The sequence below is a fragment of the Varibaculum sp. GTC20041 genome, from assembly GCF_055387755.1.
Genome location: NZ_AP041144.1, coordinates 1,370,046 through 1,394,399 on the forward strand (window position 1 = coordinate 1,370,046; position 24,354 = coordinate 1,394,399).

At 53.6% G+C, this 24,354-nt stretch carries 22 protein-coding genes; 7 read left to right on the plus strand and 15 right to left on the minus strand.

Annotation, left to right across the window (positions count from 1 at the left end; translation table 11 throughout):
- Nucleotides 1-24: 24 nt before the first annotated feature.
- A complete protein-coding gene (locus ACZ5BI_RS05810) occupies nucleotides 25-1,563 on the minus strand; it encodes an LLM class flavin-dependent oxidoreductase (RefSeq protein WP_464895840.1) in 1,539 nt (512 codons plus the stop codon).
- 224 nt (nucleotides 1,564-1,787) lie between these two features.
- Here ACZ5BI_RS05810 and ACZ5BI_RS05815 point away from each other — a divergent pair, with 224 nt between their 5' ends.
- From ACZ5BI_RS05815 to ACZ5BI_RS05835, 5 genes are all read left to right on the plus strand, one after another.
- Entirely contained in the window at nucleotides 1,788-2,219 is a 432-nt protein-coding gene (locus tag ACZ5BI_RS05815) for an RNA-binding S4 domain-containing protein (protein WP_288335996.1), read from the plus strand.
- A 337-nt stretch (nucleotides 2,220-2,556) separates the two neighbouring features.
- Nucleotides 2,557-2,823, plus strand: coding sequence for a 30S ribosomal protein S20 (rpsT, locus tag ACZ5BI_RS05820; protein ID WP_024058548.1), 267 nt, complete (start codon nucleotides 2,557-2,559; stop codon nucleotides 2,821-2,823).
- Between the two features lie 318 nt (nucleotides 2,824-3,141).
- Complete coding sequence (msrA, locus tag ACZ5BI_RS05825; RefSeq protein WP_464895841.1) at nucleotides 3,142-3,663, plus strand: peptide-methionine (S)-S-oxide reductase MsrA; 522 nt, start codon at nucleotides 3,142-3,144, stop codon at nucleotides 3,661-3,663.
- A complete protein-coding gene (locus ACZ5BI_RS05830) occupies nucleotides 3,654-4,181 on the plus strand; it encodes an O-acetyl-ADP-ribose deacetylase (RefSeq protein WP_464895842.1) in 528 nt (175 codons plus the stop codon). The genes msrA and ACZ5BI_RS05830 overlap by 10 nt, the downstream gene beginning before the upstream one ends.
- A gap of 2 nt (nucleotides 4,182-4,183) precedes the next feature.
- Nucleotides 4,184-4,615, plus strand: coding sequence for a hypothetical protein (locus ACZ5BI_RS05835; protein ID WP_464895843.1), 432 nt, complete (start codon nucleotides 4,184-4,186; stop codon nucleotides 4,613-4,615).
- A gap of 215 nt (nucleotides 4,616-4,830) precedes the next feature.
- Here ACZ5BI_RS05835 and ACZ5BI_RS05840 read toward each other — a convergent pair whose 3' ends face one another.
- The 6 genes from ACZ5BI_RS05840 to ligA all read right to left on the minus strand — a co-directional run bounded on the left by ACZ5BI_RS05840 (nucleotide 4,831) and on the right by ligA (nucleotide 13,152).
- The gene (locus ACZ5BI_RS05840; protein ID WP_464895844.1) at nucleotides 4,831-5,601 is read right to left on the minus strand and encodes a hypothetical protein; all 771 of its coding nucleotides are present in this window, start codon (nucleotides 5,599-5,601) and stop codon (nucleotides 4,831-4,833) included.
- A 265-nt stretch (nucleotides 5,602-5,866) separates the two neighbouring features.
- The gene (gatB, locus tag ACZ5BI_RS05845; RefSeq protein ID WP_024058543.1) at nucleotides 5,867-7,363 is read right to left on the minus strand and encodes an Asp-tRNA(Asn)/Glu-tRNA(Gln) amidotransferase subunit GatB; all 1,497 of its coding nucleotides are present in this window, start codon (nucleotides 7,361-7,363) and stop codon (nucleotides 5,867-5,869) included.
- A gap of 10 nt (nucleotides 7,364-7,373) precedes the next feature.
- Complete coding sequence (gene gatA, locus ACZ5BI_RS05850; protein WP_278610535.1) at nucleotides 7,374-8,867, minus strand: Asp-tRNA(Asn)/Glu-tRNA(Gln) amidotransferase subunit GatA; 1,494 nt, start codon at nucleotides 8,865-8,867, stop codon at nucleotides 7,374-7,376.
- Nucleotides 8,868-8,869: 2 nt separating this feature from the next.
- Nucleotides 8,870-9,166, minus strand: coding sequence for an Asp-tRNA(Asn)/Glu-tRNA(Gln) amidotransferase subunit GatC (gene gatC / locus ACZ5BI_RS05855; RefSeq protein ID WP_238127389.1), 297 nt, complete (start codon nucleotides 9,164-9,166; stop codon nucleotides 8,870-8,872).
- Between the two features lie 89 nt (nucleotides 9,167-9,255).
- Complete coding sequence (locus tag ACZ5BI_RS05860; RefSeq protein ID WP_316086426.1) at nucleotides 9,256-10,497, minus strand: phospholipase D-like domain-containing protein; 1,242 nt, start codon at nucleotides 10,495-10,497, stop codon at nucleotides 9,256-9,258.
- 45 nt (nucleotides 10,498-10,542) lie between these two features.
- The gene (ligA, locus tag ACZ5BI_RS05865; protein ID WP_464895845.1) at nucleotides 10,543-13,152 is read right to left on the minus strand and encodes an NAD-dependent DNA ligase LigA; all 2,610 of its coding nucleotides are present in this window, start codon (nucleotides 13,150-13,152) and stop codon (nucleotides 10,543-10,545) included.
- A 117-nt stretch (nucleotides 13,153-13,269) separates the two neighbouring features.
- On the opposite strand from ligA, the gene ACZ5BI_RS05870 reads away from it, so the two are divergent.
- Complete coding sequence (locus ACZ5BI_RS05870; RefSeq protein ID WP_464895846.1) at nucleotides 13,270-16,521, plus strand: FtsK/SpoIIIE domain-containing protein; 3,252 nt, start codon at nucleotides 13,270-13,272, stop codon at nucleotides 16,519-16,521.
- Between the two features lie 185 nt (nucleotides 16,522-16,706).
- Nucleotides 16,707-16,955, plus strand: a complete 249-nt coding sequence (locus tag ACZ5BI_RS05875) for a WhiB family transcriptional regulator (protein WP_022865014.1) — start codon at nucleotides 16,707-16,709, stop codon at nucleotides 16,953-16,955.
- Nucleotides 16,956-17,094: 139 nt separating this feature from the next.
- Here ACZ5BI_RS05875 and ACZ5BI_RS05880 read toward each other — a convergent pair whose 3' ends face one another.
- From ACZ5BI_RS05880 to ACZ5BI_RS05915, 8 genes are all read right to left on the minus strand, one after another.
- Complete coding sequence (locus ACZ5BI_RS05880; RefSeq protein WP_464895807.1) at nucleotides 17,095-18,276, minus strand: IS1249 family transposase; 1,182 nt, start codon at nucleotides 18,274-18,276, stop codon at nucleotides 17,095-17,097.
- 230 nt (nucleotides 18,277-18,506) lie between these two features.
- Nucleotides 18,507-19,022: an SsrA-binding protein SmpB gene (gene smpB / locus ACZ5BI_RS05885; protein WP_316086586.1), complete on the minus strand. Its 516-nt coding sequence runs from the start codon at nucleotides 19,020-19,022 to the stop codon at nucleotides 18,507-18,509.
- A gap of 26 nt (nucleotides 19,023-19,048) precedes the next feature.
- The gene (locus ACZ5BI_RS05890) at nucleotides 19,049-20,368 is read right to left on the minus strand and encodes a peptidoglycan DD-metalloendopeptidase family protein (protein ID WP_316086587.1); all 1,320 of its coding nucleotides are present in this window, start codon (nucleotides 20,366-20,368) and stop codon (nucleotides 19,049-19,051) included.
- A gap of 2 nt (nucleotides 20,369-20,370) precedes the next feature.
- Nucleotides 20,371-21,285, minus strand: coding sequence for a permease-like cell division protein FtsX (gene ftsX / locus ACZ5BI_RS05895; protein WP_316086588.1), 915 nt, complete (start codon nucleotides 21,283-21,285; stop codon nucleotides 20,371-20,373).
- 8 nt (nucleotides 21,286-21,293) lie between these two features.
- Complete coding sequence (ftsE, locus tag ACZ5BI_RS05900; protein WP_024058531.1) at nucleotides 21,294-21,986, minus strand: cell division ATP-binding protein FtsE; 693 nt, start codon at nucleotides 21,984-21,986, stop codon at nucleotides 21,294-21,296.
- A 108-nt stretch (nucleotides 21,987-22,094) separates the two neighbouring features.
- A complete protein-coding gene (gene prfB, locus ACZ5BI_RS05905; protein ID WP_316086589.1) occupies nucleotides 22,095-23,216 on the minus strand; it encodes a peptide chain release factor 2 in 1,122 nt (373 codons plus the stop codon).
- Nucleotides 23,217-23,257: 41 nt separating this feature from the next.
- Complete coding sequence (locus ACZ5BI_RS05910; RefSeq protein ID WP_464895847.1) at nucleotides 23,258-23,737, minus strand: CinA family protein; 480 nt, start codon at nucleotides 23,735-23,737, stop codon at nucleotides 23,258-23,260.
- A 29-nt stretch (nucleotides 23,738-23,766) separates the two neighbouring features.
- Nucleotides 23,767-24,351, minus strand: a complete 585-nt coding sequence (locus ACZ5BI_RS05915; RefSeq protein WP_464895848.1) for a regulatory protein RecX — start codon at nucleotides 24,349-24,351, stop codon at nucleotides 23,767-23,769.
- Between the last annotated feature and the right edge of the window lie 3 nt (nucleotides 24,352-24,354).

Sequence of the window (24,354 nt, forward strand, 5' to 3'; positions counted from 1 at the left end):
CCTATTGCCTTAAGTCCCAAACCCCTAACTGCGAGGACGCGGCTTGCGCCGGGTACGGGTACGCGCAGTTGGTTTTGCTGCGGGAGTCGTTTGCTCACTAGCAGCATCGGACTTCGCTGCCGACTTTGCTGCCGGTTTAGGTTTAGCGGTTGCTTTCGTCGAGGTCTTTGCCGTAGTTTTCCTAGCGGCAGGCTTCTTAGCGGCAGTAGTTTTCTTGGCTGCTGGTTTTTTAGCAGGCGCTGCTTTAGAGGCAGTAGTCTTTGCTGGCGCGTCCTCACTATCGGAAGATGCTGCCGCAGCGCTCGCACCAGCAGAGTTCTTTAATGTCGGCTTTTTCCTCTCGCTGCGGTGCACCGGCCCATACACTGCCGAGCGATTACGTGACCCACCAGGTCGCGGCGCAACCTTTTCCTCCGGTTCTTCCTCCGCGATTTCTATCACTTCCGGTTCCGGGGTGGACGGTATTTGCTCCGCTTCTTCAGCTTCCCCCTCGGCTGGCAGTATCGGCAAGCCCCAGGCTTTAGCTACCAGTTCTAGAGAATGAATGCGTACCTGAGGATCGTAAGCGTGAGTAACGGTGATGATCTCATCTACCATGTACTTACGGGAAACCCAATCCATTTTCTCTACTACTTGCTCTGGGGTACCGACCGCGGAAATAGAGGGCAGCGCCCGCACCCGATCGGCTAGTTTTTCACCCAAAGTCGCATCCAAATCGTCGGTGGGCGGGGTGAGCGTGCCCGGCCGCCCGGAAAGCACATTCCCCTGTACCTGATAGGTCGTGGTGAACTGGTACTTTGCTTCCGCTTCGTCCTCGTTACACATTACGTTCATCCCCATCATCACTACCGGATGATCCACCATGGCGGTCGGGGCGTTGGCGTTAAACTCCCGCCGGTATATCTCTACCGCTTCATCAATGTTGTAAGGAGCGAAGTGACCACCGAAAACATAGGGCATCCCCAGTTCAGCGGCAACCTTGGCGCCTGCAGAGGACGAAGACAACATCCACATAGGGATACAGGTGCCTTCCCCCGGAATGGCGCGTACCCGGGTGAAAGGGCGATCCACGCCGATAACTTCAATCCCGAGAATCGAGGCTTCCGCCCCTGAAACCACCCCGGAGTGCACCACTGATGTTTGATCTGATAGATAGCTGGCGAGCTCCTCGAGATCCTCCTCGAAATAGGCTGGCTCACTAGCGCCGCGATGCAGCGCCCGAGCCGTAGCCGGATCAGTTCCGGGTGCCCGACCTAACCCCAGATCAACCCGCCCCTCGTAAATGGTGTAAAGAGTTCCGTAGGTTTCCGCTACCGTAAGTGGAGCCCAGTTAGGTAACATCACCCCGCCGGCACCTACCCGCAGACGAGTAGTGTTTTCCAAGGCGCGGGTGATTATCACCGATGAAGCCGAACACATGAAAACTTGCGAACCGTGATGTTCTGCCACCCACAGGCGGGTGTAGCCCAAACGATCAGCATTCTTCGCCAGCTTTAGCGAAGTGTCCAGGGCTTCTTTCCGGGTCATGCCGGTAGAAAGCGGCGCCAACTCCAGAATATTCAAAGGAACCCGCCCATTGGACAATTTGGCAGCGGGAATTGGATTAGGTACCAATTTATTCCTTTCCTCAACACCCCTCGCGGGGGCAATAATCCTCTCCTCTTAGGTTACGCTAATTACGCCCGCTGAGGGGACTAGAAGCGCTAACCTTTAGAATGAAAAATAAAAAACCGCGCTAAAAATCGAAATACGTAGGACTTAGTGACTTTAGGAGCGGCTGAAACTAGATGGGGACAGAAGATAGTAACGAGGGCGCGGCAGGCGCAGACGCTAGCCTCGCCTCGGTGCGCGCCGACATTTGGGTGTGGGCGGTACGCAAGTATAAAACTCGTTCGGCAGCGGCTAAAGCCTGCAAAGCTGGTCACGTAAAGATCAATGGCAAGAGCGCTAAGGCATCTTCTCCGGTGCGTCTCGGCGACCAAGTAGTAGTGCGGATCGGAGGATTCGACCACATATTACGGGTCAAGCAATTGTTGGAGCGGCGAGTGAGTTATCCGCTCGCTCGCCTAGCCTATGAGGATTTAACTCCCGAGCGCCTCCCGAAGCTGTCTTTACCCTCGCTACCGCGCCGGGAACCCGGATCCGGCCGGCCAACGAAAAAAGAACGTCGCCAATTGGATCGGCTGCGAGGCCGCAGCCCTAACCAGGGACGTCGCTAGCGGTGACTTTTGGGGGCGCTAGCCTAGAAATCTTCTAGCTGAGGCACAGACTTTAGCAAGGTACTAACTAGGGCAGGCTTTGCGAGGCTGGGAGGAGCGGCTCCACCGAACCGCTCGCGGTGGCGCTGACCTTCCGGAGGCGAGGCGCAGAAGTGAACTTGATTACCACCCCCGAATTTTTTAGCGTCTAGGGCCTCGCGCCTGCTAAACTGATTCGCGGACTTTAGCCCCGGTCGGCTATAGTCTTGCCGGTTTCTTGCCAGCGTGCCCCACACGCCAGTCCGAATCCGGCTCAGCCCTCTAGACCGCATATTGGATACTCATAGAGAGTGAAAAATTGGCAAATATTAAGTCTCAGAAGAAGCGTATTCGTACGAATGAAAAGCGCCGCTTGCGCAACCGCTCGGTAAAGTCCGAGCTCAAGACGCTGGTACGTCGTACCCGCGAAGCGGTGGCTGCTGGCGATGCCCAGCTAGCCGAATCTGAATTGCGCCTCGCCAGCCAGAAGCTGGATCGCGCCGCGCAAAAGAAGATTATTCACCGCAACCAGGCGGCTAACCGCAAGTCGAAGCTGGCGAAGCTAGTTAACTCTATGGAGAAGTAACTCTTCGAGGGCATTTGGCACCAAGGTTAAGGCTCCCGATAGAGTCTTACCTGAAAAATATCTCACCGCATGCGGTGAGATATTTTTATTTTCCGCGCCCTGTTAGCCGCTATCCATTGTGGATACTGTTTTGGGCGCTTAGAGTGGATCCGCGAATCAACAGTGGGCTATCCCGTAGAACGTTACTGTTGAGGACGCTCCTCTGGGTATGGTCGCAGCCCCAAATATCCGCAGCTAGTCCCAGTTACTGACGCTTTCTGGAAGTAACTGGCTTCCTGCTATCGGGAGTAATAACTGCTCGCCCTCTATACTGAAATCATGAGAAATACCGAAACTGCTTATTTTGCAATGGGCTGCTTTTGGGGAGCAGAACGTCTTTTTTCAGGATTGGACGGGGTGCAGCAAACCGAAGTCGGCTATATGGGCGGACACCTAGAAACTCCCAGTTACCAGCAGGTTTGCACTGACACTACCGGTCACGCGGAAACGGTACGAGTGGTTTTTGACTCTACGCAGATCAGTTACCGCCAGCTGCTAGAGGTATTTTTCTCTCACCACAACCCCACGACCCGTAATCGACAAGGCGGCGATGTGGGCTCGCAATACCGCTCCCAAGTTTTCCCCACTACGGCGGATCAAGAGCATACCGCCCAAGCAGTACTTTTGAAACTAAAAAACCAAATCTGCGACCTCTACGGAGCCGAGCCAGTTACCGAAATCGCTAGCGCCTCCCAGCTTCCCGTCTTTTACCCGGCAGAGGACTACCATCAACGCTACTTAGAAAAGAATCCCTTCGGCTACTGCTCGATCAAGGACAACGGATTAATGAAATGCAACTAGGAACACTGCATGTAGAAGTAGTTTTAGGGGATATCACTACTCTGGATGTTGACGCAATTGTCAACGCGGCCAACACTTCCCTACTGGGAGGAGGCGGTGTAGACGGGGCCATTCACCGCGTAGCCGGTCCCGGTCTACTCCAAGAATGCCGCACCCTGGGCGGAGCCCGAACCGGACAGGCGAAGATCACCGGTGGTTATAACTTGCCTGCCAAGTACGTGATACATACTCCTGGCCCAGTGTGGCATGGCGGAGGCAGTCGGGAAGCCGAGCTCTTGGCGACTTGTTGGCGCAATTGCTTACATCTGGCTGCGCAGAACCATTGTCATTCGATAGCGTTCCCCTCGATTTCAACCGGGGTCTACCGTTTCCCGATAGCGCAGGCAGCTATGATTGCTATAAAGCAGATCAAAGACTTTTCCGCCTTCCCCTATACCTTAAACTCCATCACTATCTGTTGTTTTAGCCCCGAAGACCAGCAGGTTTACCAACAGGCACTGTCGACCTTGGAGGGATAGTTATGGCGCTTTGGATATTACTGGGAGTTATCGCCGGGATTGTCGCTGGGTGGACAATTTTACGTTACCGGCGTAGCCACAACAGCGAAGCAGCGCGGCAAGCTCTACAAGAAGCATTTAATGAATGCATTCCCCAAAATCAACGTCCGTTTTACGAGTGTGAGGACGATTTTTCGTCGATAGCGGTTGCGGGAATCGGGAAAACCGTTAGTTTCAAAGGTTTTTCGGCCTTGCTACGTAAACTTGGGGCTTCCGATATGGTGATCGCCCGCTTGCTCGCCCCCGTGGCTGACCCCACCCAACTACGCAGCGCTACTTTCGGTCAGTTTGACCTCTACTGGCTGGCGGTTTCTGGCGAAGGACTGCAGGCCATGGTACGTCCGCGTTCCAAGAAAGGTTCGGTTCCCAACCCCACTCCCCCCAAGAATAACTAGCCCGCTAAGCTGTTATCTTCGAAAATCCGCGCGATGCCGGTACGCGCGAGGGCGGATTTTGCCTCCTGCCCCCGCGCGTTCGTGGCATCTACATGGACGCTGTCCGAGCAGGCAAAAGTAATAGGGCTTGGACGAGATTTTCTCGTCCAAGCCCTATTGATTGCCAGATGATTACAAGGTCAATAAATCATCAATGGTGATTATTAGCTATATTGTTACGCTTTGTGGCGACGCCAGGCGACTACACCAGTCCCACCAGCTACCGAGGCTAGCGCAATACCAGCTAGAGAGGCAGCCACTGCACCAGTGCTGGCCAGGTCGCCCTTAGCCGGCTTAGCTGCTTGCTTATTTGCAGGTTTCTTGCTATCAGCGACACCGGCGGCAGCCCCAGTCTTATCTTCGGATTTACCGGGCTTTACTTCAGGTTTCCCAGGCTTTACTTCAGGTTTCCCTGGTTTTTGTTCTGGGTTAGAGGGAGTGGCTTTGCAACCGTGCGCCTTGTTGTAGGCAGCAGGATCGGCATCTTGAATCTTCTTTAGAGCCGGATAGGCATAGTTCTTAACAGTGCCTTCCTGAATATCAGCATAGCCTTTTGCCTCTTTATATTCGGAATTAGCACTCTTCTGCTTGGCAACTGCCGCCTTTAACTCGGCGTTGGCATCGTCCAGAGCCTTCTTCTTAGCGGCATCTCCATCGGGAGCAGCTTGAGTCTTGCTGTCTTCGAAAGCTTTCTTCGCGGCAGCAACCTTAGCCTTAGCGGCTTTTACCGCATCGTCGGCTTTTTGTTTAGCATCCAAAGCGATATTGGCAGTCACCTGTAGTTCAGTGAGCTTGCCGTTTTCATTGGCGTAGTGAATCTCTGCCTGCTCGACAGCATCTACCCAGCAAGCGGGGGTTGCGTCAGCTGCGAATGCAGCGGGGGCGAACCCGAAAGTCAGACCGGCTACGAAAACGCCGGCTGCAGTTTTTTTGACAAGATTTTTCATTGTTATATCTCCTAATAACATCCCTGACAGGAACAATGCAAAATTATTACCCCCCCCCGTTTGTCAAACGGCTTTGCATAAAATGCCAACTTTTGGCTGCATTCAGCTTCTTTTCTTGTCCAGTACTCGGAAACAATTAGGTTGAAAAATAATTAGAAAAGCGACTCTGCCAGCTGTTACTTCTGACAGAGCCGCTTCGTAACGACCGTACTATCTATTGGAAAACCAAAAAGAGGTAATTAGTCACATTAGTAACATCCCCTGGTTATCCGTTGATTTGCTTGAGGATCATCTCGCGCGTTTCCCCGGCATCCGCCTGCCCCTTGGTGGCACGCATGACCCCACCCATGAGGGCGCCAATCGCCTTGACTTTGCCACCTTTGATTTGCTCTACCACTTTCGGGTTATCCGCAATCACCTGGGCTACCGCGGCCTCTAGGGCAGCGGTGTCTCGCACGATTTCAAGTCCGCGCGCCTGCATAACTTCGGCGGGGGTGCCTTCACCTTCCAGTACCCCGGCGATTACCTTGCGAGCCAACTTGTCATTAAGTTTACCCTGGTCAACCAGATCTTGTAGCTGAGCTACATCAGCGGGCTTGGCCGCAACCTGCTCAAGACCCAGGTTCTTTTCTTTGGCAATCCGGGAGATTTCTCCCATCCACCATTTCCGCGCAGCCTGGGGTACGGCTCCTGCTTCTACCGTGGCCTCGATAATATCCAAAGCGTCCGCGTTTACCACGTCGCGCATTTCCATATCGGAAAAACCATATTCTTCGCGCAGGCGGCGGCGCCGGGCTACCGGCAGTTCCGGCAGGTTAGCGCGCAGCTGGTCCACCCATTCTTTCGCGGGAGCTACCGGCACCAAATCTGGTTCCGGGAAATAACGGTAATCTTCCGCGTCAGATTTTTCCCGCCCCGAAGAAGTGGTAGCAGTGTCTTCATGCCAGTGTCGGGTCTCTTGGATAACTTTGCCGCCTTCAGTAAGAATTTTGGCTTGACGGCGAATCTCGAAGGTAACCGTTTTTTCGATGGCTTTAAACGAGTTCACGTTCTTAGTTTCAGTGCGGGTTCCCAAGGGCGCATCCGGGCTGGGGCGCAATGACACGTTCACGTCCGCGCGGACGTTTCCGCGTTCCATCCGCGCCTCGGAAACCTCCAGGGCTCGGAAAATATCGCGCAAAGTACGTACATACGCGGCGGCTACCTCGGGAGCGCGAGCCCCCGCGCCCTCAATAGGGCGAGTAACAATCTCAACTAGCGGCACCCCGGCGCGGTTATAGTCCACCAGGGAATAGGCGGCACCTTGGATACGACCGGCGTCTCCTCCAATGTGGGTGTTCTTGCCAGCGTCCTCTTCCATATGGGCACGTTCAATATTTACCCGGAAGATTTCCCCATCATCGAGTTCAACATCTACATAGCCGTCATGGGCGATAGGCTCATCGAATTGGGAAATCTGGTAGGCCTTCGCCAGGTCGGGATAGAAATAGTTTTTACGGGCGAAGCGGCAGAAGGGGGCAATCTCGCAATTGAGCGCCAGCCCAATCTTGATCGCGTATTCCACTGCCCGCTTATTAGCTACCGGCAGCGATCCGGGTAGACCGACAGAGACTGGGGTTACCCGGGTGTTAGGTTCTCCCAGTGAAGAGTTCGGGGCGCTATCAAACATTTTGGTTTCAGTGCCCAGCTCAACGTGGACTTCCAGTCCCAATACCGGATCGAATTCGGCTACTGCATCTTCGTATTTCATTAAATCGCTCATTGCTTCTCCTCTACTTCACCGGGCAAGCAGCCGGAACATCGGTGCCGCAGGCGTCAACTGCGGCCTGGGCTACCTGATACATGAGGGCGTCGCCGCGCTGAGGCGCCATTACCTGGAAACCAATCGGCAGCCCTTGATGATCCAACCCGATCGGCACGCTGATCGCCGGAATTCCCGCCAGGTTCGCGGGGATAGTGGCAATATCGCAGTTATACATGGTCAGCGGGTCGCCAATCTTTTCTCCGAGTTTGAAGGCTACGGTGGGCGAAGTGGGCAATACTAGCGCATCTACCTGCGAGAATGCCTTGGCGTAGTCTTCTTGCACCAAGGTGCGTACCTTTTGGGCGCTACCGTAATAGGCATCAAAGTATCCGGCAGATAACACGTGGGTACCCAAAATAATCCGGCGTTTCACTTCTGCCCCAAAACCGGCTTCGCGGGTAGCCGCCATTACGGTTTCGGCAGTCACCGGCCCGGAGGTCGGCTCTACTCTGATTCCGAAACGGATACCGTCAAAGCGTGCCATGTTAGAAGAAACTTCTGCCGGCATAATCAAGTAATAGGCGGCGAGGGCATCTTTAAAGGAAGGCATATCGATTTCGGTAATCGTAGCTCCCCGCTCTTTCAAAGCTGCCACTGTGTCGTTAAAGGTGCGGGTTACGTCCTCTTCGTATCCGTCTCCGCCGCCCTGTTTAACTACCCCCAGGCGCAGACCGGAAAGGTCAGTTTTACCTTGGTATTCCTGCACGGCCTCCAGCAATGCGGGAACCGGTTCATCTAGGGAGGTAGAGTCAAAGGGGTCATGCCCGCCCACTAACTCTTGTAACGCCGCCGCGTCCGCCACCGTGCGGGTCACCGGGCCGATCTGATCTAGCGAGGAAGCCATCGCCACCAGACCGTATCGGGAAACCGCCCCGTAGGTGGGTTTGGCGCCCACGGTGCCAGTGACTGCACCGGGCTGGCGAATCGAGCCCCCGGTGTCAGAACCTAAAGCTAAAGGCACCATAAAGGAAGCGACTGCCGCAGCCGAGCCGCCACCAGAGCCACCGGGAATCCGGGAAGGATCCCAAGGGTTATGGGTGGGACCGAAGGCAGAATGCTCAGTAGACGAGCCCATCGCGAACTCATCCATATTGGTTTTACCGATAATCGGCAGACCCGCATCCTTGATTTTGCTAACTACCGTGGCATCATAGGGAGGCTTCCAACCAGCCAAAATCTTGGAGCAACAAGTTGTTTCCTGACCGCGAGTAACCATATTGTCTTTCAAGGCAATCGGCAGACCCGCCAAAGGATGTAGTTCTTCTCCGCCTTGGCGAGCCTTGTCTACGCGCCGGGCAGTTTCTAACGCTCCCTCCGGATCTAGATGCACGAACACATTTAGGCTCGGGTTTAACTGTTCAATCCGATCCAGGCAAGCCTGAGTCAGCTGCTCGGAAGTCAGCTCCCCAGCGCGCAGCTTCTCCGCTAGCTGTAGGGCTGAAAGTTTCAAAAAGTCTTCCACGGTTACTCCTCCCCAATGATTTGCGGTACCCGGAACTGGCCATCTTCAGCCAAAGGCGCTCCGGCCAATAGTTCCTCCCGGTCAAGGCACTGCCCTACCTCGTCTGGGCGGAGTACATTGCTCATCTCAATCGGGTGGGAGGTGGCCTTCGTATCCGGCCCTACGGCCTCAGAGACAGTGGCAACCGCCGCCGCGATCTGCCCCAGCTCCCCCGCGAACTGGTCTATTTCTTCATCGGTGAGTGCGATCCGCGCTAAGGCGGCAACGCGCACTACTTCATCCCTATCAATTGTCGACATATCACCAGTCTAATGCCCGAGGCACTCCCGGTCATATTACGCCCCGGGCCTCAGATCGGGCTCGCGGTGACAACCGCCGTCAACTGCGCTTAAACCAGGAAGGCGAAAGGTCGTAATAGTCGCTCGGCTATCCGGGCAATAAAGGGACGCTGATTCCATTCGTGGCGACTAATAGAGCGCGCATTTAACAGGTCAGTAAAGAAAATATTCTCCATATTTGCCGCTAGCTGCCGGGAGGTAATCGACATATTGATTTCATGGTTTCCGGTCATCGATAGCCGGTCGATATTGGCGGTGCCGATTGTTGACCAGTATCCATCGATAACAGCGGTTTTGGCGTGGATCATGACATTGTCATAAAGCCACAGTTCCACCTGGTTATCGAGCAGATCAGTTAGATAGGATCGTGAAATCCAATCCGCGAGAATATGGTTTGATTTGGCTGGTACCAGCACCTTCACATCTACTCCCCGGCGGGCAGCATCAATGAGGGAACGCTGAATTACCCGATCGGGAACGAAATAAGCCGAGGTAATATACGCGGATTCTTGCGCTTTATCCAGGGCGTTCACATACATTCCGCGTACTGGAAATAGCAGTCGTTTCGGGTCATTAACACAGGCCTGAATTTTCGAATTCCAAGACTTGGCGCGCGGATCCCGTACTTTCTTTAACCGTAAATGCCATTTTTGCGCGTAATTCCAAAAGTCCAAGAAAGCGCTTTCCAGCTCCCACACGTTGGAACCGCTAATGCGCAAATGGGTATCTCGCCACTGGTTGTCCAAGTAATAGGAGCCGATGTTATAGCCCCCCACGAAACCCACCTTGGAGTCCACTACCAAAATTTTACGGTGATCACGCGCCGTATGTCTTAAGGAATATCCCAGGACATGCAGGTTTTTTAACCTGGGGAAACGGAAGAACCGAGGATCGACCACCATATTTCCAAAACGATCCCAGATAATATAGACCTCGGCGCCGCGCTCTGCTGCCCGAATTAGGGCGTCTTTGAATTCTTGTCCGATTTCGTCAGATTTCCAGATAAATGTTTCAAAAAATACCCGCTCTTTCGCGCCCTCGATAGCCGCAAGCATATCGCGATAGAGAGTTTCCCCATCCATATAGGTTTTCAGGCAGGAGCGATCCACCCGGATAGGCTGGGGTTTTATCTGGGGATAACCACCAGGTTTACCGGTTTGTCGCAACTTTCGTAACTGGTCAATCGCCACGATAACCGTAACCGTCGCAGCCTGCAGGGTCGCAATCACCGCAGCCACAATTTTTAAGCCGCGCAGCAACGGCGGGATCGTTTTCTTCGGGATCCTCAACATAGTTACCACTTTAACGCCTTGCCTAAGGACTTTGTTGCATACGCACTAAAACAAACTATCAGAAGCACTCCCGGACTCCGGTGGCGTTGAAGAGGACATTTTCTTGGGTGAGGACGCAGGTGGGGTAGCTATTGTTTGCCCACTTCTCTGCTCAGTTCCTGTTCCACCTCCTAGTCCAACCGCGGCGAGGGTTGCTTCCATTCCCTGCGCTAAAAGCTGCGAAAAATACTGCTCAGGCAGGCAAGCCACCCCAAGTTCGCGGGCTTTCTTTAGTTTTGATCCGGCCTTTTCTCCGTAAACTAGCAGGTTTGTATTTTTTGAAACCGAGGATGCAGATTTTCCGCCTGCCCGCATCAGGGCTTCTTTGGCTTCGTCGCGGGTATAACCCTCTACCCTGCCGGAAACCACTATGTTCAGTCCCGCTAGGGTTTGCTCAGAGTCAGCGGAGGCCTCTTCGCGCATCACTACCCCCGCCTTTTCCCAGGCAGACACGATTTCCTGATGCCAGTCAACAGCGAACCAGCCCTTTATAGAGGAGGCTATTTCCGCCCCAATATCATCCACGCTGGTTAGTTCACTTTCACTGGCACTGGCGATTGCCTGCAGGCTCCCAAAACGGGCAGCTAGCGCTCGGGAGGCCTGGGGACCTAGATGCCTAATCGATAGCGCGACTAAAATGCGCCACAGCGGCTGAGTCTTCGCTTTTTCTAGCTCCGCTAGTAACAGTTTTCCCCGCGCGGCCAGGGCAGGTGCCTGGGGGTTCCCGCCTGCAAAATAGGGGGTATAACTCCAGATTTCTCCACTACTCAGCAGCTTTTTGCTTAGGTCTGCGGCTTCTTTATCGCTTTTCCCCCCGGCTATTAGCTGGGATTTTAGTTTTGCCCGGTCGCTTTTGGTTATCTGTTTCCGATTCCAAGTTTTTACCTGGAGGAGCTGCCCAGTATCTAAATCAAATAGCCCAGATTCTAGGGGAAGCGCCGGTAAGGCGGGCGGAGGCAGTAGCGACTCCGCGTCCTCGGCAGGGACACTAGCAGCCGGATCGGCCTCCGAAAAATAGATAAAGCTACCCGCTGCTGCGACCGCTTCTCCCCGGGTGAGGGCGAGGGCAACCTGGTGACGGTCAGCCTCCGGCATAGTTAGCGCTGCCGCCGCTTGTTCCCCTAATCCTTCGATATCGAGGGCGCCGCGCGAAGCTAAGAAAATAACGCGTTCTTTAATCTGCTCGGGACAATGGCGCTGGTTGGGACATCTTAGATCCTTATCGCCTTCTTTTTCGGGACGAATTTCGCTGCCACAGGAAGGACAATGCTGAGGCATTTGCCAATCCTGTTCGCTGCCGTCTCGCAAGTCCACTACCGGGCATACGATTTCCGGGATCACGTCCCCGGCTTTGCGCAGCACCACCGTGTCTCCGATTTTCACGCCTTTCCGGCGCACCTCGAAAGGATTATGGAGGGTAGCTCGCTCCACATTAGAGCCATCTACCAGCACCTTTTCCATTACCCCGTAGGGGGTTATCCTGCCGGTGCGCCCCACCCCAACCCGGATATCTACTAGTTTGGTGTGAACTTCTTGGGGCGGGAATTTATAGGCAACCGCCCAGCGCGGAGCCCGCGCGGTAAATCCCAGTTCATCTTGGGTTTTCAGGTCATCGATTTTGAGGACGACCCCGTCAATTTCGTGACTAATTTCGGGACGGATTTTACCGATATGGGTAATAAACTCTTGGATTTTATCCAGGCCGCGCAGGGGGCGAGTATATTCGCTGACCGGCAACCCCCACTGACGAAGCTGGTGGTACCACTGCAATTGGCTGGCGGGCGGGGCGAAACCGGCCGCTAGATCAGCTGCTTTCCATTGCACTTTCCCGATGCCGTGGGCAATCATAGCTAGGGGGCGGGTCGCCGTTACCCGGGCATCTTTTTGCCGCAGCGATCCGGCAGCCGCATTGCGGGGATTAACAAAAGGTGGCTCCACTTTGCTGGGTAGCCCGGCCTGTTGCCGCTGCGCGCGCCAAGCGGCAAGACTACCGGCTTTTTTGGCGGAGCTGTACTCCTCCCACTGGGCGCTGCGCTGCTCATTTAACTTATTAAAAGCGGAGAGCGGAAAATAGATCTCCCCCCGGATTTCACAGATTTCGGGCACTATGGTGCCGGAAAGTTGAGAGGGAATATTAGCGATAGTGCGAATATTGGCGCTCACGTCCTCACCTACACTGCCATCTCCGCGAGTTGCCCCCAAGGCAAGTATCCCGTTCCGATAGGTGAGGTTAACCGCTAAGCCGTCAATTTTTACTTCTGCACTCACCTGGGGTTTTTCTTTCCCGGTGGCCTGCGCCATTCGCTGGTACCAACTAGATACTTCGTCAGTGTCAAACACGTCATCTAGGGAAGCCATCCGCTCTAGATGGGTTACGGAAGCAAAAGTTTTTTGCGCGCTCCCCCCTACGGTTTGGGTGGGCGAATCGGGATTTATTAGCTGCGGAAAACGTCCCTCTAGTTCTTCTAGTTGACGAAACAACTGGTCATATTCGGCATCCGAAAGCGTGGGACGATCTCGGTCATAGTAGAGAACCCGCGCCTGGTTAATCTGGTCTACCAGCTCTTCCCACTGTTTTTGTGCCTGCGCCAAAGCCTGCTCGTATTCACTCGCCATGGCTTCATTTTCCCTTTTTTATCCCGAAAAGAAAAAGGTTTGTTATCCATGAGGAGTTATCCACAGGCTAAAAAAATAATCTGGCAGTGCGGCATTGGCGGCAGTTAGATTGGCCAAGTGGAGTTGGAATCAGTGCGGCAGGCCTTAGCTGCTCCCTGTCATTTACAGGTCGAGCGCGGCCCAGCTGCCGGCTTAGTGTTGCCCTTCGCGGGCAACTATTGCACCTTGGGAAGAGATCAGCTGCACGACCGGGCAGTATCCCGCGAACACCTATTGTTTATCTCTCAGCCAGACAAACTGCGGGTGCGCGATCTCGGTTCAGCTAATGGCACTTTTCGCGGCGCAACTGCTTCCTGCTTTTCGCGGATCCGCCAGGAGCAAGAGATTGGGACATCTTCTAGGATTCGCGCCGGAAGCACGGTATTAAAAGTATCCTCGCGCCCGCGCCACCTCCACGTTCCGCGTCCTCGCCCAAAGACACAACTGGGGTCTTGGCGGCAATGGTTATTCTTACCCATACTAGTGTTCTTACCGTTCTCGCTTATTTCCCTCCTCAAGATTCCCCCGCTAGTGGGAATCTTGATTTTTACCGGCATCGCGATCCTGGGTTTTGGGGTTTGGTTTTATCGCCGCCCCCGCCCGGTAACTCCCGCGCAGTTGCTCCTGGTTGCTAGCCAATCAGAACGCTCCTCCTACCCTCCTGCCTCCATTAACGATTCCGGCGAAGTGGGCGCCTGGATAAGCCCGCATTGGGTAATCCGCGCTAAAGGAGGAGATAAACTCTGCTTTACCGGCAGCTATGCCCGCGAACGTGCCCTGTGGTGGGCAGCGCAAATAGCCTGGCAAGAAGGCGCTCGCTACCGGCTGGAGTTTGCCGTCACCGCAGCAGATTTTAGCCGTGGCGACAAAGACCATTCCCCAGATAGCTATAGGGATAGCGAGGAAGCCCCTGGCGAGGACGCACTAGCTAACCGAGATTATCCGGACACGCTTGCAGCACCCTCGGAACGCTCACTTTCGCGAGTAGTAGTGGCTTCTCCGACCCAAAACCCTGCAGGTAGCGAGGATAGCATTTGGGTTACCTGGGCGAAAACTCCCGGTCAGGCTCCAGTGTGGGCGAATCGGATTATGCCGGTACCAAATCACCGGCGCGCTACCGCTCACGCCGATTTACCGAGCCGGCTCTGGTGCGAATTGCTTTGGCGGGATCGCGCTGGCGAATCCGCAAGCAAACTCGCTGATAATGTCCTTTTTGAGCAACTGTGGCCACAGATCATCGGTGCAGGTGCACCTTTGGCCACCATTACAGATAATTGGAAACATTCCCGGTCTCTGCAGGCTCCAGTGGCTCGTGATGCTCAGAAAGTCAGCTACTTGGACTTGGTTAAAGACGGACCCCACGCCCTCTTGGCTGGCACCACCGGGGCGGGTAAATCGGCAGCCTTGACCACCTGGCTGCTTTCGATGGCGCTATCTCATCCCCCCAGCAAACTGCAATATGTACTGGTGGACTATAAAGGTGGGGATGCGTTTAAAAGAATGGAGGCCCTACCGCACGTTTTGGGAATTTTAACGGATCTGGAACCGGCGCTTACCAGACGGGCTATCTTGTCTTTGAACGCCGAGATTAAATACCGTGAACAGCACAAAAACCGACCGCATCCGCGGATTGTGGTAGTGGTGGACGAGTTTCGAGTACTAGCTACCGACCACCCGGATTTACTTGATTCTTTAATCAGGCTAGCGACTTTGGGGCGCAGTCTGGGGATTCATCTGATTTTGGCTACCCAACGTCCAGCGGGGATTGTAGATGGACAAATCAAGTCGAATATGGGACTGCGGATTTGTTTACGGGTGTTAGAAGCTGCAGATTCTACGGATGTATTAGGGGATGCTCGCGGCGCTAAGTTACCGGCGATAGCCGGACGTGCTTGGATAACCTCTGCCAGCGATGCTTCCGGGAAGCTGGTGCAATTTGCATGGATCCCGCATACCGCGCAGGCGGTGCACCTAGCGCAGCTGTGTCGCGCGGCTTGGCATCCTCCCTGTCCTCCCCGGCTTCCCTGGGCGCCTCCCCTGCCTCGCCGCATAACTTTGCCGCAGCTACCGCCAGCCGGTGACAAAGTAGTTTTGGGGTTGGGGGATTATCCGCACCGGCAATGCACTTCCCCTTTAACCCTGCCAGAGAGATTTTCTCTGCAAGTGGTAGGTTCAGCTGGCTCTGGTAGAACCACGCTAGCTTTGATGGTGGCTTTACAACTGGCCAATCGAGGACGGGAAGTCCACGTAATTTGTACCTCACCGCAACAGTTCTTCGGACCATCGTTTAGCGAAACTCATCAGGAATCTTGGCCGGGAACTATTGCCACTACCCCGCAGGTTAGCTTGCAGCTATTAAAACTGGCCAGTCGGGGAAAACTTTCGGGGACGCTAATTATCGATGATTGTGAAGATCTGTTGGACTCTCTCGAGCGTACCTACGGCCCGCTCAGTGGACATGATTTGCTGGCCTCCATTTGCCGCCAAAGCGAGGCGCTGGGCATTTCGCTGCTAGTAGTCTCCGGACCGGCTATGGCTTCTTCGCGGCTTTTTCAAGGATTAAAAACCCAGATAGTGGGCGGGATCCGGGATGGAGTGCAGGCTGCCCAAGCCGGTTTTAGTCCCCAGGTTTTAGAACAGATTAGCGAAGCGGGGATCTTTGTGTTTTCCCCGAGCCAGGAAGCGACCCCATTTAGGGCGGCGATACCCCCGATTCCCGAGGGCGATAAGTATTTAACCTGTCCTCATACGCGTCTGCGAGCTCTGCCTGCTCGCTTTCACCTTCCGAAGCCGGACAGCCACCAAGAATCGGAAAATATTCTTGCTTTAGGACTATCCGGAACCCTGCCGGTAGAGCCAGCAGACCACGAGCAAGATTGGTTAATAATCGGTGACAATGGCAGCGGAAAAACCACTACCGCAAACTTACTTGCCAGTTTGTTACCTGATCACCAAATAGTTGAGGATTTGAACGCTAATGATCCCCGGCTTAGCTCCTCTACAGAGGTGACGATTTCTTCTGCCCCGCAGATGGGGCAAGTCTCAGCGTGCTCCTCGCGAGATCCAGATATCCATTCCCGCAGGACGCGAGTGATTGCCTCTGTCAGTCCCGAGGTTCTCCAGACTGCTTTTTCGGGGTCGCTATCTGAGTTACGCCAGCGGGCGATTCTGGTAGTTTTAGGCAGTTCCGCGCAGTGCCGTCCTTTCCTCAAGGGAATAGATTCCCAGGCTTTTCCGGACCAAATTGGGTTAGTTCCGGGACGGGGGATGATAATCAAAAAAGGTAAAGGTTTTGCCATCCAAGTGGCTATTTCTTCTAAACTTCGCTAAAATTTAGTTCTTTTATGATCGGTTACACGCAAAATAACCCGTTCTGAACTGTTAAAACCCTTGATTTATCTGTTCGTAACTAAAAAAATAGTAAGTAGCAAAGGAGCTGCCCTCCAAGACAGAGTTCTATAAGGGCAGTTACCCGCAAAATCGTTACCTATCGTTAACCTTAAAAGGAGACGCAGATGGATTGGCGTTCACGCGCAGCCTGTCTAGAAGAGGATCCGGAACTATTCTTCCCGATCGGGAATACCGGCCCCGCTATCGCCCAAGCAGAGCGCGCAAAAATGGTTTGTGCGCGCTGCGAAGTCGAGTCAACCTGCCTGGCTTGGGCACTTGATAACAACCAGGATGCCGGAGTCTGGGGTGGAAAGAGCGAAGATGAACGGCGCAGTATGCGGCGCCGCAAGGCTCGGGCTCGCCGCGCCTGCTAACTGAAATACCAAATAATAACTCTCTGTTATCCTTGCCTGTCAGCAAGTTAACGGAGAGTTTTTGTTTTGCACTTCCAGCGCGGTTGAAATGGGGTTAATGCCCGAATTGTGTGTCTTTTTCCGGGCGTGTCGGGGTGGTTTAGTGTCCTGCCCAGCCTTTGCGGATGTGTAGGGATCCGTCTTGGTATTTGGGGTTGTAGTCGATGGCGTTGTCCCATAGTTTCGGGCCTGGTTTCGGTTGTTCGGGCCCTGGTTTGGGGTCGGGTTTTAGGTGGTGTGGTTGGATTAGTTGGTGTGGTTTGAGTGGGTGTTCGCTGTGGAGGTAGCACCACCATTCGGTGGCTTTTTTCATGTGGGGCTCGGATAAGCCGCGATGGTTGTAGATCAGGGTTTTGATGGCGGCGTTTATAGCGCCTTCTAGCTCGTTGGTGGTGGCGGGTAGCGTGGTGGTGGCTTGTTTGTTTAGGGTCGGGTCTAGGAAGGTGAACAGGGTTGCTTTCCTGGTTTGTTTGGCGAGTAGGTTGTAGGCTCTGCGGGCTTTTTGGTGGGTGTACCACCATTGCTGGTTAGGGCGAATCCATAAGGGTATTTGGTCTTGGGGTACTTGGTTTTTATAGGTTTTATGGTTTAACCATTTTCCCCATTGGTTATGGAAGGCTTGCACTAGCCCTATCCATTGGTCTGCTTGGTTTAGATCCTTTATTGTTACCAGGCGTTTGGCTAGACCCCATAGTGCTTTGTGTGCCGGGATTTTAGGGTTGGTTGTTGTAAGGGCACGGATGTTTCGTTTTATGTGTACTAGGCAGCGTTGCACGCGCGTGTTTGGCCATTGGTCTTTGATAGCGCTTAACGCTCCGGCTTGCCCGTCAGTTATAACCATTAAGGGCTCTGGTAAGCGTTTTAACAGCTGTTTATAGGCGGCCTTGTTCTCTTGGTTGCACCATTGCCAGGCCAGGACTTTACCACTGTTTACGGCGGTTAGAAGACACCAGCCGTAAGGCAGGTAGGTGCCATCTATTTGTATATAGTCATAGATTTGCCCAGTTGGTACGATTACCGGTTCAACCCGCCAACACCAGTTAGTTCTTCGCTGCCAGGTAGAAGAAGAAACTTGCAGGTCGCCTATAGCGTCTTTCCCGGTTAACCATTTAACGAACTGGTCAAGCTGTGCCTTTCTGGAAATATCTGGCCGGGTATTACAAAAAGAGGCCCCGCACTTGGTACAGCGGTAACGCTGAAGTCCTTTTCTGGTTCTACCATTCCTTTTAGCACCCGCCTCGCCGCAGGTAGGACACTTTCTTCTGCTTGATCTACGACCCATAAATCAAACAAAAGCAGACCCCTACACCAAAAACACGGAAAGTCAACAACCCGTAGAAAACAAGCCCAAAAAGCTAACCAAACCCCAAATTACAAGGTTCCACCAGCCAAAACACCAAAATAAAGACACACAAAATGGGCATTAGCCCTTGAAATGATCCTATCCAGATTTGCAGGAGGGCAAAAGCGGGGGTTAATACCCAAAGCAGGATCGGCGACTTCAACCTGCAGCTAGCCCACCGACGCGCGCCGATTCCAATCCTTCATAGCTCGTTGAGCTTCGCGTTTATCCTGCTGCTCGCGCAAGGTTTGCCGTTTATCCCACTCTTGTTTACCGCGGGCGAGGGCGATTTTCACTTTCACCCGACCGCTGGAGAAATACAGCTCCAAAGGAACAATCGTATGCCCCTTAGCCACCACTTGACCGCTCAACTTATCTATTTCGCGCCGATGTAGCAGCAGTTTACGTTTACGTAACGGAGCATGATTCGACCAGGTACCGTTAATGTACATGGGAATATGAGCATGCTGCAGCCAGGCTTCCCCGCGGTCAATCTCCACCCAAGACTCGGTTAAAGAGGCTCTGCCCATACGCAAGGATTTCACCTCGGTACCGGTAAGCACCAAACCCGCCTCATAGGTTTCTTCAATAAAAAAGTCATGCAGCGCCTTTTTATTGCGCGCAATCATCTGCGCGCCCGCCTGAGAGGCTGCTGGCGCGCCCTGACCCTTGTTTTTCTTACTCATAGCTTTCCTACGCTATCGCATAATTGCTAAGGAAGAGGTATGGGATTTATTACCGAACCGTTCTTCCACAGCTCAAAATGCACGTGACAGCCAGTCACCCTACCGGTAGCACCGGTATAACCAATCAATTGTCCCTTAGCCACCCGCGCCCCCGGGCTAGTAGCAAAGTGAGTCATATGGCGATAAACACTGATCCAGGAATTGCCTCCCAGCATCCCATGGTTAATCGTCACCGTATTGCCCCCAGTACCTTCATAACGGGTAGAAACCACGGTGCCATTAGCGGCTGCATACTGCGGCACCCCACAGGCAGCGTGAATATCGGCTCCCATATGCAGGCGCCGCTGTCCAGTCACCGGGTGAATTCGGTATCCAAAGGGGGAAGTAAGGTACATACCTCCCTTAATCGGAGCTTGAAAAATCCCCCCGGAGCTGAAGCCAGCACTGCTGCTGCCCGCATTTCCACTGCGGGCAGCACTGTTATTCTTAGCGGCCTTAGCTTCCTGAGTCCTGCGGTTTTGGGCATCAATCTGCCTAATCCGTTCCTGAGCCTGTTGCTGCTCCTTTTCAGCTTCCGCTAGCTGTTTCGAGATCTCACCCTTCTTAGCTGCTAGCTCCGCTTCCTGCTGTCTCTTTTGTTCCAGAGTCTGATTTAGCTGCGCGAGTTTTGTCTGCTTGGTGCTTTTAGCGCTCTGGGCAGCCTGCAAAGCTGCATCTGCCTCTTCTTTTAATTTGCGAACTTGCGCGGTCAGTTCCCGCTGTTCCATCTGCGCGTTCTTTTGCCCAACAATCTGGTCTTGCACATTTTTCAAAGAATCAGATTGTAACTGGGCAGCCAGTTGCGCATTACGGGCATAGGTGCTTAAATCCCCGCTATCCTTATCGGAAATGAAAAACTCGAAAGACCCCCCGACAGTTGGGTTGGTGTAGGTTTCTCGAGCCACCCGCCCGATATTGCTCAAGTTTTCGCTTTCTTTCTCTTGCGAGGCGGCCAGGGCTTGTTCTACCCGTTTCAGTTGCGCACTAGCCACATCCAAGTGGTCTTGTGCCTGAGCTTGCTCGCGCGCCGCGTTAGATTGCACTCGCACTGCCTCGTCATATGCGCCCTGGGCACTTTTTTGCGCTTCCTTGGTGTTTTCCAGGGCGATCACTGACTCAGCTAAATCCGCGCTGACGTCCTCCAAAGAAGCCCGTAACTGCGCTGCCTTACTGGAAGCGGCTTTTTCTTTATCCGCTGCTTTGGAGCGATCGGAAGCCAGCGCACTACTGGAGGCGCCGGCCAGCACCAAGGATCCAGTTATTAACGTGGCACCAAGAATTTTTCCTAAACGTTTTCTAAAAGACATGGTTACACCTTCGCGTATTTAGCTAGGGAAGCCAGGGAGGCAATAATCGAAAGCACTAAAGCCGCCACCACGATGATGCCGGACAAAATTGCTACCTCGCGCAGATCTACGAATTGGATGAAGGGAATCGTCTTTTGCAACCACCCTTGTACCAGGTATTTCACCCCTGCATAGAGCGCCCCACAAGCCAGTAAGGCGCCCAAGAGCGCACACAGCGCGCCCTCAATCATAAAGGGCAATTGTATAAACAACCCGGAGGCACCTTCCATCCGCATAATCTCGGTTTCTTTTTGCCGCGACATGGCCGACAGGCGAATCGTGGTAACAATCAGCAGGATCGCCGCAATCGCCATCACCGCCGCCAATCCCCAAGAAATTCGACTAGCTTGGCTAAACAGATTCATTAGCGGTTTAACCAACTGGGATTGGTCTTGAACTTGTTCTACCCCCGGCTGTCCCTCTAGCTGGGCAGAGACAATCTCGTATTGGGAAGGATCCTTCATTTTGATCCGGAAAGCCTGGGGTAGCATCTCCGGCTTAGTAGCTTCTCCTAAAGTGGTATCCCCATACTGCTTTTGAAAATCCGCGTACACCTGATCGTGGTTCTGGAAATCGTAATGGTCAACATAGGCCGCTAAAGTTCCGTGCTCTAACTCGTCGCGAACATCTTGAATCTGCTGCTTAGTAGCCTGCTGACCATTACAGTTGCCCACCTGGTCGTCCTGAGCGCACATATAGACGCTAACTTCCACCTTGGCGTACCATTCCTGTTGCATCGCAGAAATCTGCATCTGGGACAGGCCGCCTACGCCCACAAACAGCAGGGAAATAAAGGTCACCAACACCACCGAAATGGTCATCGCCATATTACGTCCCAGTCCGGAAAATACCCGGCCAAGGATAAACCGCAAACGCATTTCTTCTCCTAGCTTCGACTCGATCCGTACACGCCGCGATCCTGGTCGCGCACTATTTCCCCATCTACAAGTTCAATCACTCGTTTGCGTAACTGATTGACAATCTCGTCATCGTGAGTGGCCATCACTACCGTGGTGCCCGTACGGTTAATCCGATCCAGCAGTCGCATAATCCCCAGCGAGGTTTTCGGATCCAGATTTCCGGTGGGCTCATCTGCCAGTAGAATCTCTGGGCGATTAACCATCGCGCGGGCGATCGCTACTCGCTGCTGTTCCCCACCAGATAGCTCATAGGGCATCCGTTTTTCTTTACCCTCTAGCCCCACCAGCGATAATACCTGGGGCACTTCCGTTTTTATAGCGTGCCGAGGGCGCCCAATCACCTGCATCGCTAAGGCCACATTTGCTTCCACAGATTTGTTATCTAGCAGGCGGAAATCTTGAAAAACTGTACCGATTTGACGACGTAATTTCGGAACTTTCCACCGCGAGAGCCGGCCAACATCCTTTCCCAACACCGTCACGGTGCCTTCCGTGGGACTATTTTCGCGGTAAATCATAGTTAGGAAAGTGGACTTGCCTGAACCTGATTTACCCACGAGGAAAACAAATTCTCCCCGCTCTATATTGGTGCTCACGTGGTTTAACGCGGGGCGAGCCCCCCGTTTATAAACCATTGAGACATCGTCAAAAGTAATCATGCATCCCCCACTAGCTGTTGAAAGCCTCCGGCACTGACCAACTTAACGCCTAGGGAGGCGGCATTGGTGCTTACACGCCGATTAGGGGACGCTTGGCGCTTTGACGTGCTAGTTCTCACTTTCTTCCTGGGCTTTACGCCACCGGATTCCCGCATCTAAGAAACTATCGATATCTCCATCTAATACTGAATCTACCTGCGATGATTCCTCTAAAGTACGCAGGTCTTTCACCATTTTATAAGGGTGCATCACATAGGAGCGCATCTGGTCTCCCCAGGACGCTTTTACTTCTCCGGCCAGTTCCTTCTTCTTGGCTTGTTCTTCCTCGTGTCGTAACTGCAACAGCCGCGATTGCAGTACTCGCAGCGCCGCTGCCCGGTTTTGGATCTGGGACTTTTCGTTTTGCATACTGACTACGATCCCGGTGGGAATGTGAGTCATCCGTACCGCCGAGTCGGTAGTATTTACCGATTGCCCGCCCGGTCCAGAAGAGCGGAATACATCTATCCGCAAGTCGGATTCCGGAATCTCTATCTGGTCATCGGATTCAATTAGGGGGATTACTTCTACCGCGGCAAAAGAAGTTTGCCGGCGTGACTGATTATCGAAAGGACTTTGTCGCACCAGGCGGTGAGTTCCGGCCTCAACTGATAAAGTCCCGTAGGCATAAGGCGCGTCAATTTGGAAAGTAGCGGACTTGATTCCCGCTTCCTCCGCATAAGAAGTATCCATCACCTGGGTGGGATAGCCGTGGCGCTCCGCCCAACGTAAATACATTCGCAACAGCATTTCCGCAAAATCCGCGGCGTCTACTCCCCCAACTCCGGATCGGATAGTAACCACTGCCCGGCGTTCATCATATTCACCGGAAAGTAGGGTTTGAACTTCCAGTTCAGCGAGCTCTTTATTTAGTTTTTCAAGCAGGGTACGCAGCTCAGATAGAATTTCTTCGCGATCTTCCCCCAGCTCTTCACCCGCCATAGTTTGCAAAGTTAGGGCGTCCTCTACGCTTTGATCTAAGCGTTCTACCTGGTCAAGACGGGCTTTTAGGTGAGATAGCTGCGAGGTTACTTGCTGAGCATGATCGGGATCATCCCATAGATTAGGGTCTACGCTGGCTTGTTCCAGTTCTTTTATCTGGGCGCCCAACTTTTCCGGATCAGTAACCGCCCGAATTTTCTCTAGAGTAGTTTGCGCCTTAGCCAGTTGCTCTTCGTAATCGTATGCCACGCTTCTAGGTTACCCGAGGAATCCGTGCCACCCACAAGCGCTTAGCTTAATGCCTCAATCGCCAGTTGGAGGACGGCGGCCACTGTTTGCAGGCGAATCTGGTTACGATCTCCGGATAGAGAAAGCTCCGTAGTTGCTCCCCCGGCGGGGGTTGCCACTGAAATAAACACCGTACCGGCACTATGTCCGTCTTGGCTGCCTGGTCCGGCCACTCCGGTAGTAGCTAGAGCCACGTCAGCAGAAAGTAGTTTGGCCGCTCCCTGTGCCATTGCTTCGGCCACCACCGGATCTACGGCTCCAGTTTCTTGTAGGCGGGAGCGGGAAACCCCCAAGACTTCGCTTTTCGTGCTGGTCTGGTAGGTGATGACTCCCCCGGCAACCACGTCGGAGGCTCCGGCAATATCACACAGAGTTGCGCATACCAGCCCGCCAGTTAGGGACTCGGCGCAGGCGATGGTGTAGCTTTTCTCGCGCAGAATCTCTTGTAAGCGACGCGCTAACGTATCTAGTTCTTGGTTCATAGTTCCATCATGGCACGAGCCGGCCTTGCCTATTCAGTTTCGAAGTCTCTATCTGCCAATACCTCGCGGGTAGCTTGGCGGCACTGGCTGGGCGAGTATCCTTTGCGAGCTAAAAATGCACCTATCCGGCGCATTGCCTGCGGATAGGAAACATTGTGCAAAGAGCGCGCCTTTTTTTCCGCTAGCATCCGAGCGTTTTGCGCCTCTCGCTCCGGGCAAATCTGCGCTAAGGCTTCTTGCTGCAGGTCAGGAGCTATGCCTTTCCGGTTTAACTCTTGAACTAAGGCTCTGCCCACGAGGCCGCGTTCTTGAAAGCGGGTACGCACCAGCATGGCGGCATATTCGCGGTCATCTAGCAACCCCACCTCGACAAAGCGAGTGACGATTTCGTCAGCAATTTCTGGAAGAAAACCCGCCTTAGTCAGTTTTTGGTGAATCTGGGAGCTGGAGGCAGCGGTGCGATCTAGTACTCGCAGCGCCGCCTCCCTGGCCGCAGCTAATGCTTCCGCTCTAGGAAGCTCCGCATTCTTTTGCCGCCGCGCCGCCAGATTGGGGCTTTTCTTCCGACGCCGGGGAAGGCCAAAATCACTTTCTGGATCTAAATACTTAACCATGAA

Bases quoted from the DNA above. Each gene is read 5' to 3' on its own strand.
- ACZ5BI_RS05915 (WP_464895848.1), bottom strand. From the start codon at position 24,351: ATGGTTAAGTATTTAGATCCAGAAAGTGATTTTGGCCTTCCCCGGCGT.
- gatC (WP_238127389.1), bottom strand. From the start codon at position 9,166: ATGTCGACAATTGATAGGGATGAAGTAGTGCGCGTTGCCGCCTTAGCG.
- ACZ5BI_RS05835 (WP_464895843.1), top strand. From the start codon at position 4,184: ATGGCGCTTTGGATATTACTGGGAGTTATCGCCGGGATTGTCGCTGGG.
- msrA (WP_464895841.1), top strand. From the start codon at position 3,142: ATGAGAAATACCGAAACTGCTTATTTTGCAATGGGCTGCTTTTGGGGA.
- ACZ5BI_RS05880 (WP_464895807.1), bottom strand. From the start codon at position 18,276: ATGGGTCGTAGATCAAGCAGAAGAAAGTGTCCTACCTGCGGCGAGGCG.
- ACZ5BI_RS05910 (WP_464895847.1), bottom strand. From the start codon at position 23,737: ATGAACCAAGAACTAGATACGTTAGCGCGTCGCTTACAAGAGATTCTG.
- ACZ5BI_RS05875 (WP_022865014.1), top strand. From the start codon at position 16,707: ATGGATTGGCGTTCACGCGCAGCCTGTCTAGAAGAGGATCCGGAACTA.
- ACZ5BI_RS05830 (WP_464895842.1), top strand. From the start codon at position 3,654: ATGCAACTAGGAACACTGCATGTAGAAGTAGTTTTAGGGGATATCACT.
- ligA (WP_464895845.1), bottom strand. From the start codon at position 13,152: ATGGCGAGTGAATACGAGCAGGCTTTGGCGCAGGCACAAAAACAGTGG.
- ACZ5BI_RS05860 (WP_316086426.1), bottom strand. From the start codon at position 10,497: ATGTTGAGGATCCCGAAGAAAACGATCCCGCCGTTGCTGCGCGGCTTA.
- smpB (WP_316086586.1), bottom strand. From the start codon at position 19,022: ATGAGTAAGAAAAACAAGGGTCAGGGCGCGCCAGCAGCCTCTCAGGCG.
- ftsX (WP_316086588.1), bottom strand. From the start codon at position 21,285: ATGCGTTTGCGGTTTATCCTTGGCCGGGTATTTTCCGGACTGGGACGT.
- gatB (WP_024058543.1), bottom strand. From the start codon at position 7,363: ATGAGCGATTTAATGAAATACGAAGATGCAGTAGCCGAATTCGATCCG.
- ACZ5BI_RS05840 (WP_464895844.1), bottom strand. From the start codon at position 5,601: ATGAAAAATCTTGTCAAAAAAACTGCAGCCGGCGTTTTCGTAGCCGGT.
- ACZ5BI_RS05890 (WP_316086587.1), bottom strand. From the start codon at position 20,368: ATGTCTTTTAGAAAACGTTTAGGAAAAATTCTTGGTGCCACGTTAATA.
- ACZ5BI_RS05815 (WP_288335996.1), top strand. From the start codon at position 1,788: ATGGGGACAGAAGATAGTAACGAGGGCGCGGCAGGCGCAGACGCTAGC.
- ftsE (WP_024058531.1), bottom strand. From the start codon at position 21,986: ATGATTACTTTTGACGATGTCTCAATGGTTTATAAACGGGGGGCTCGC.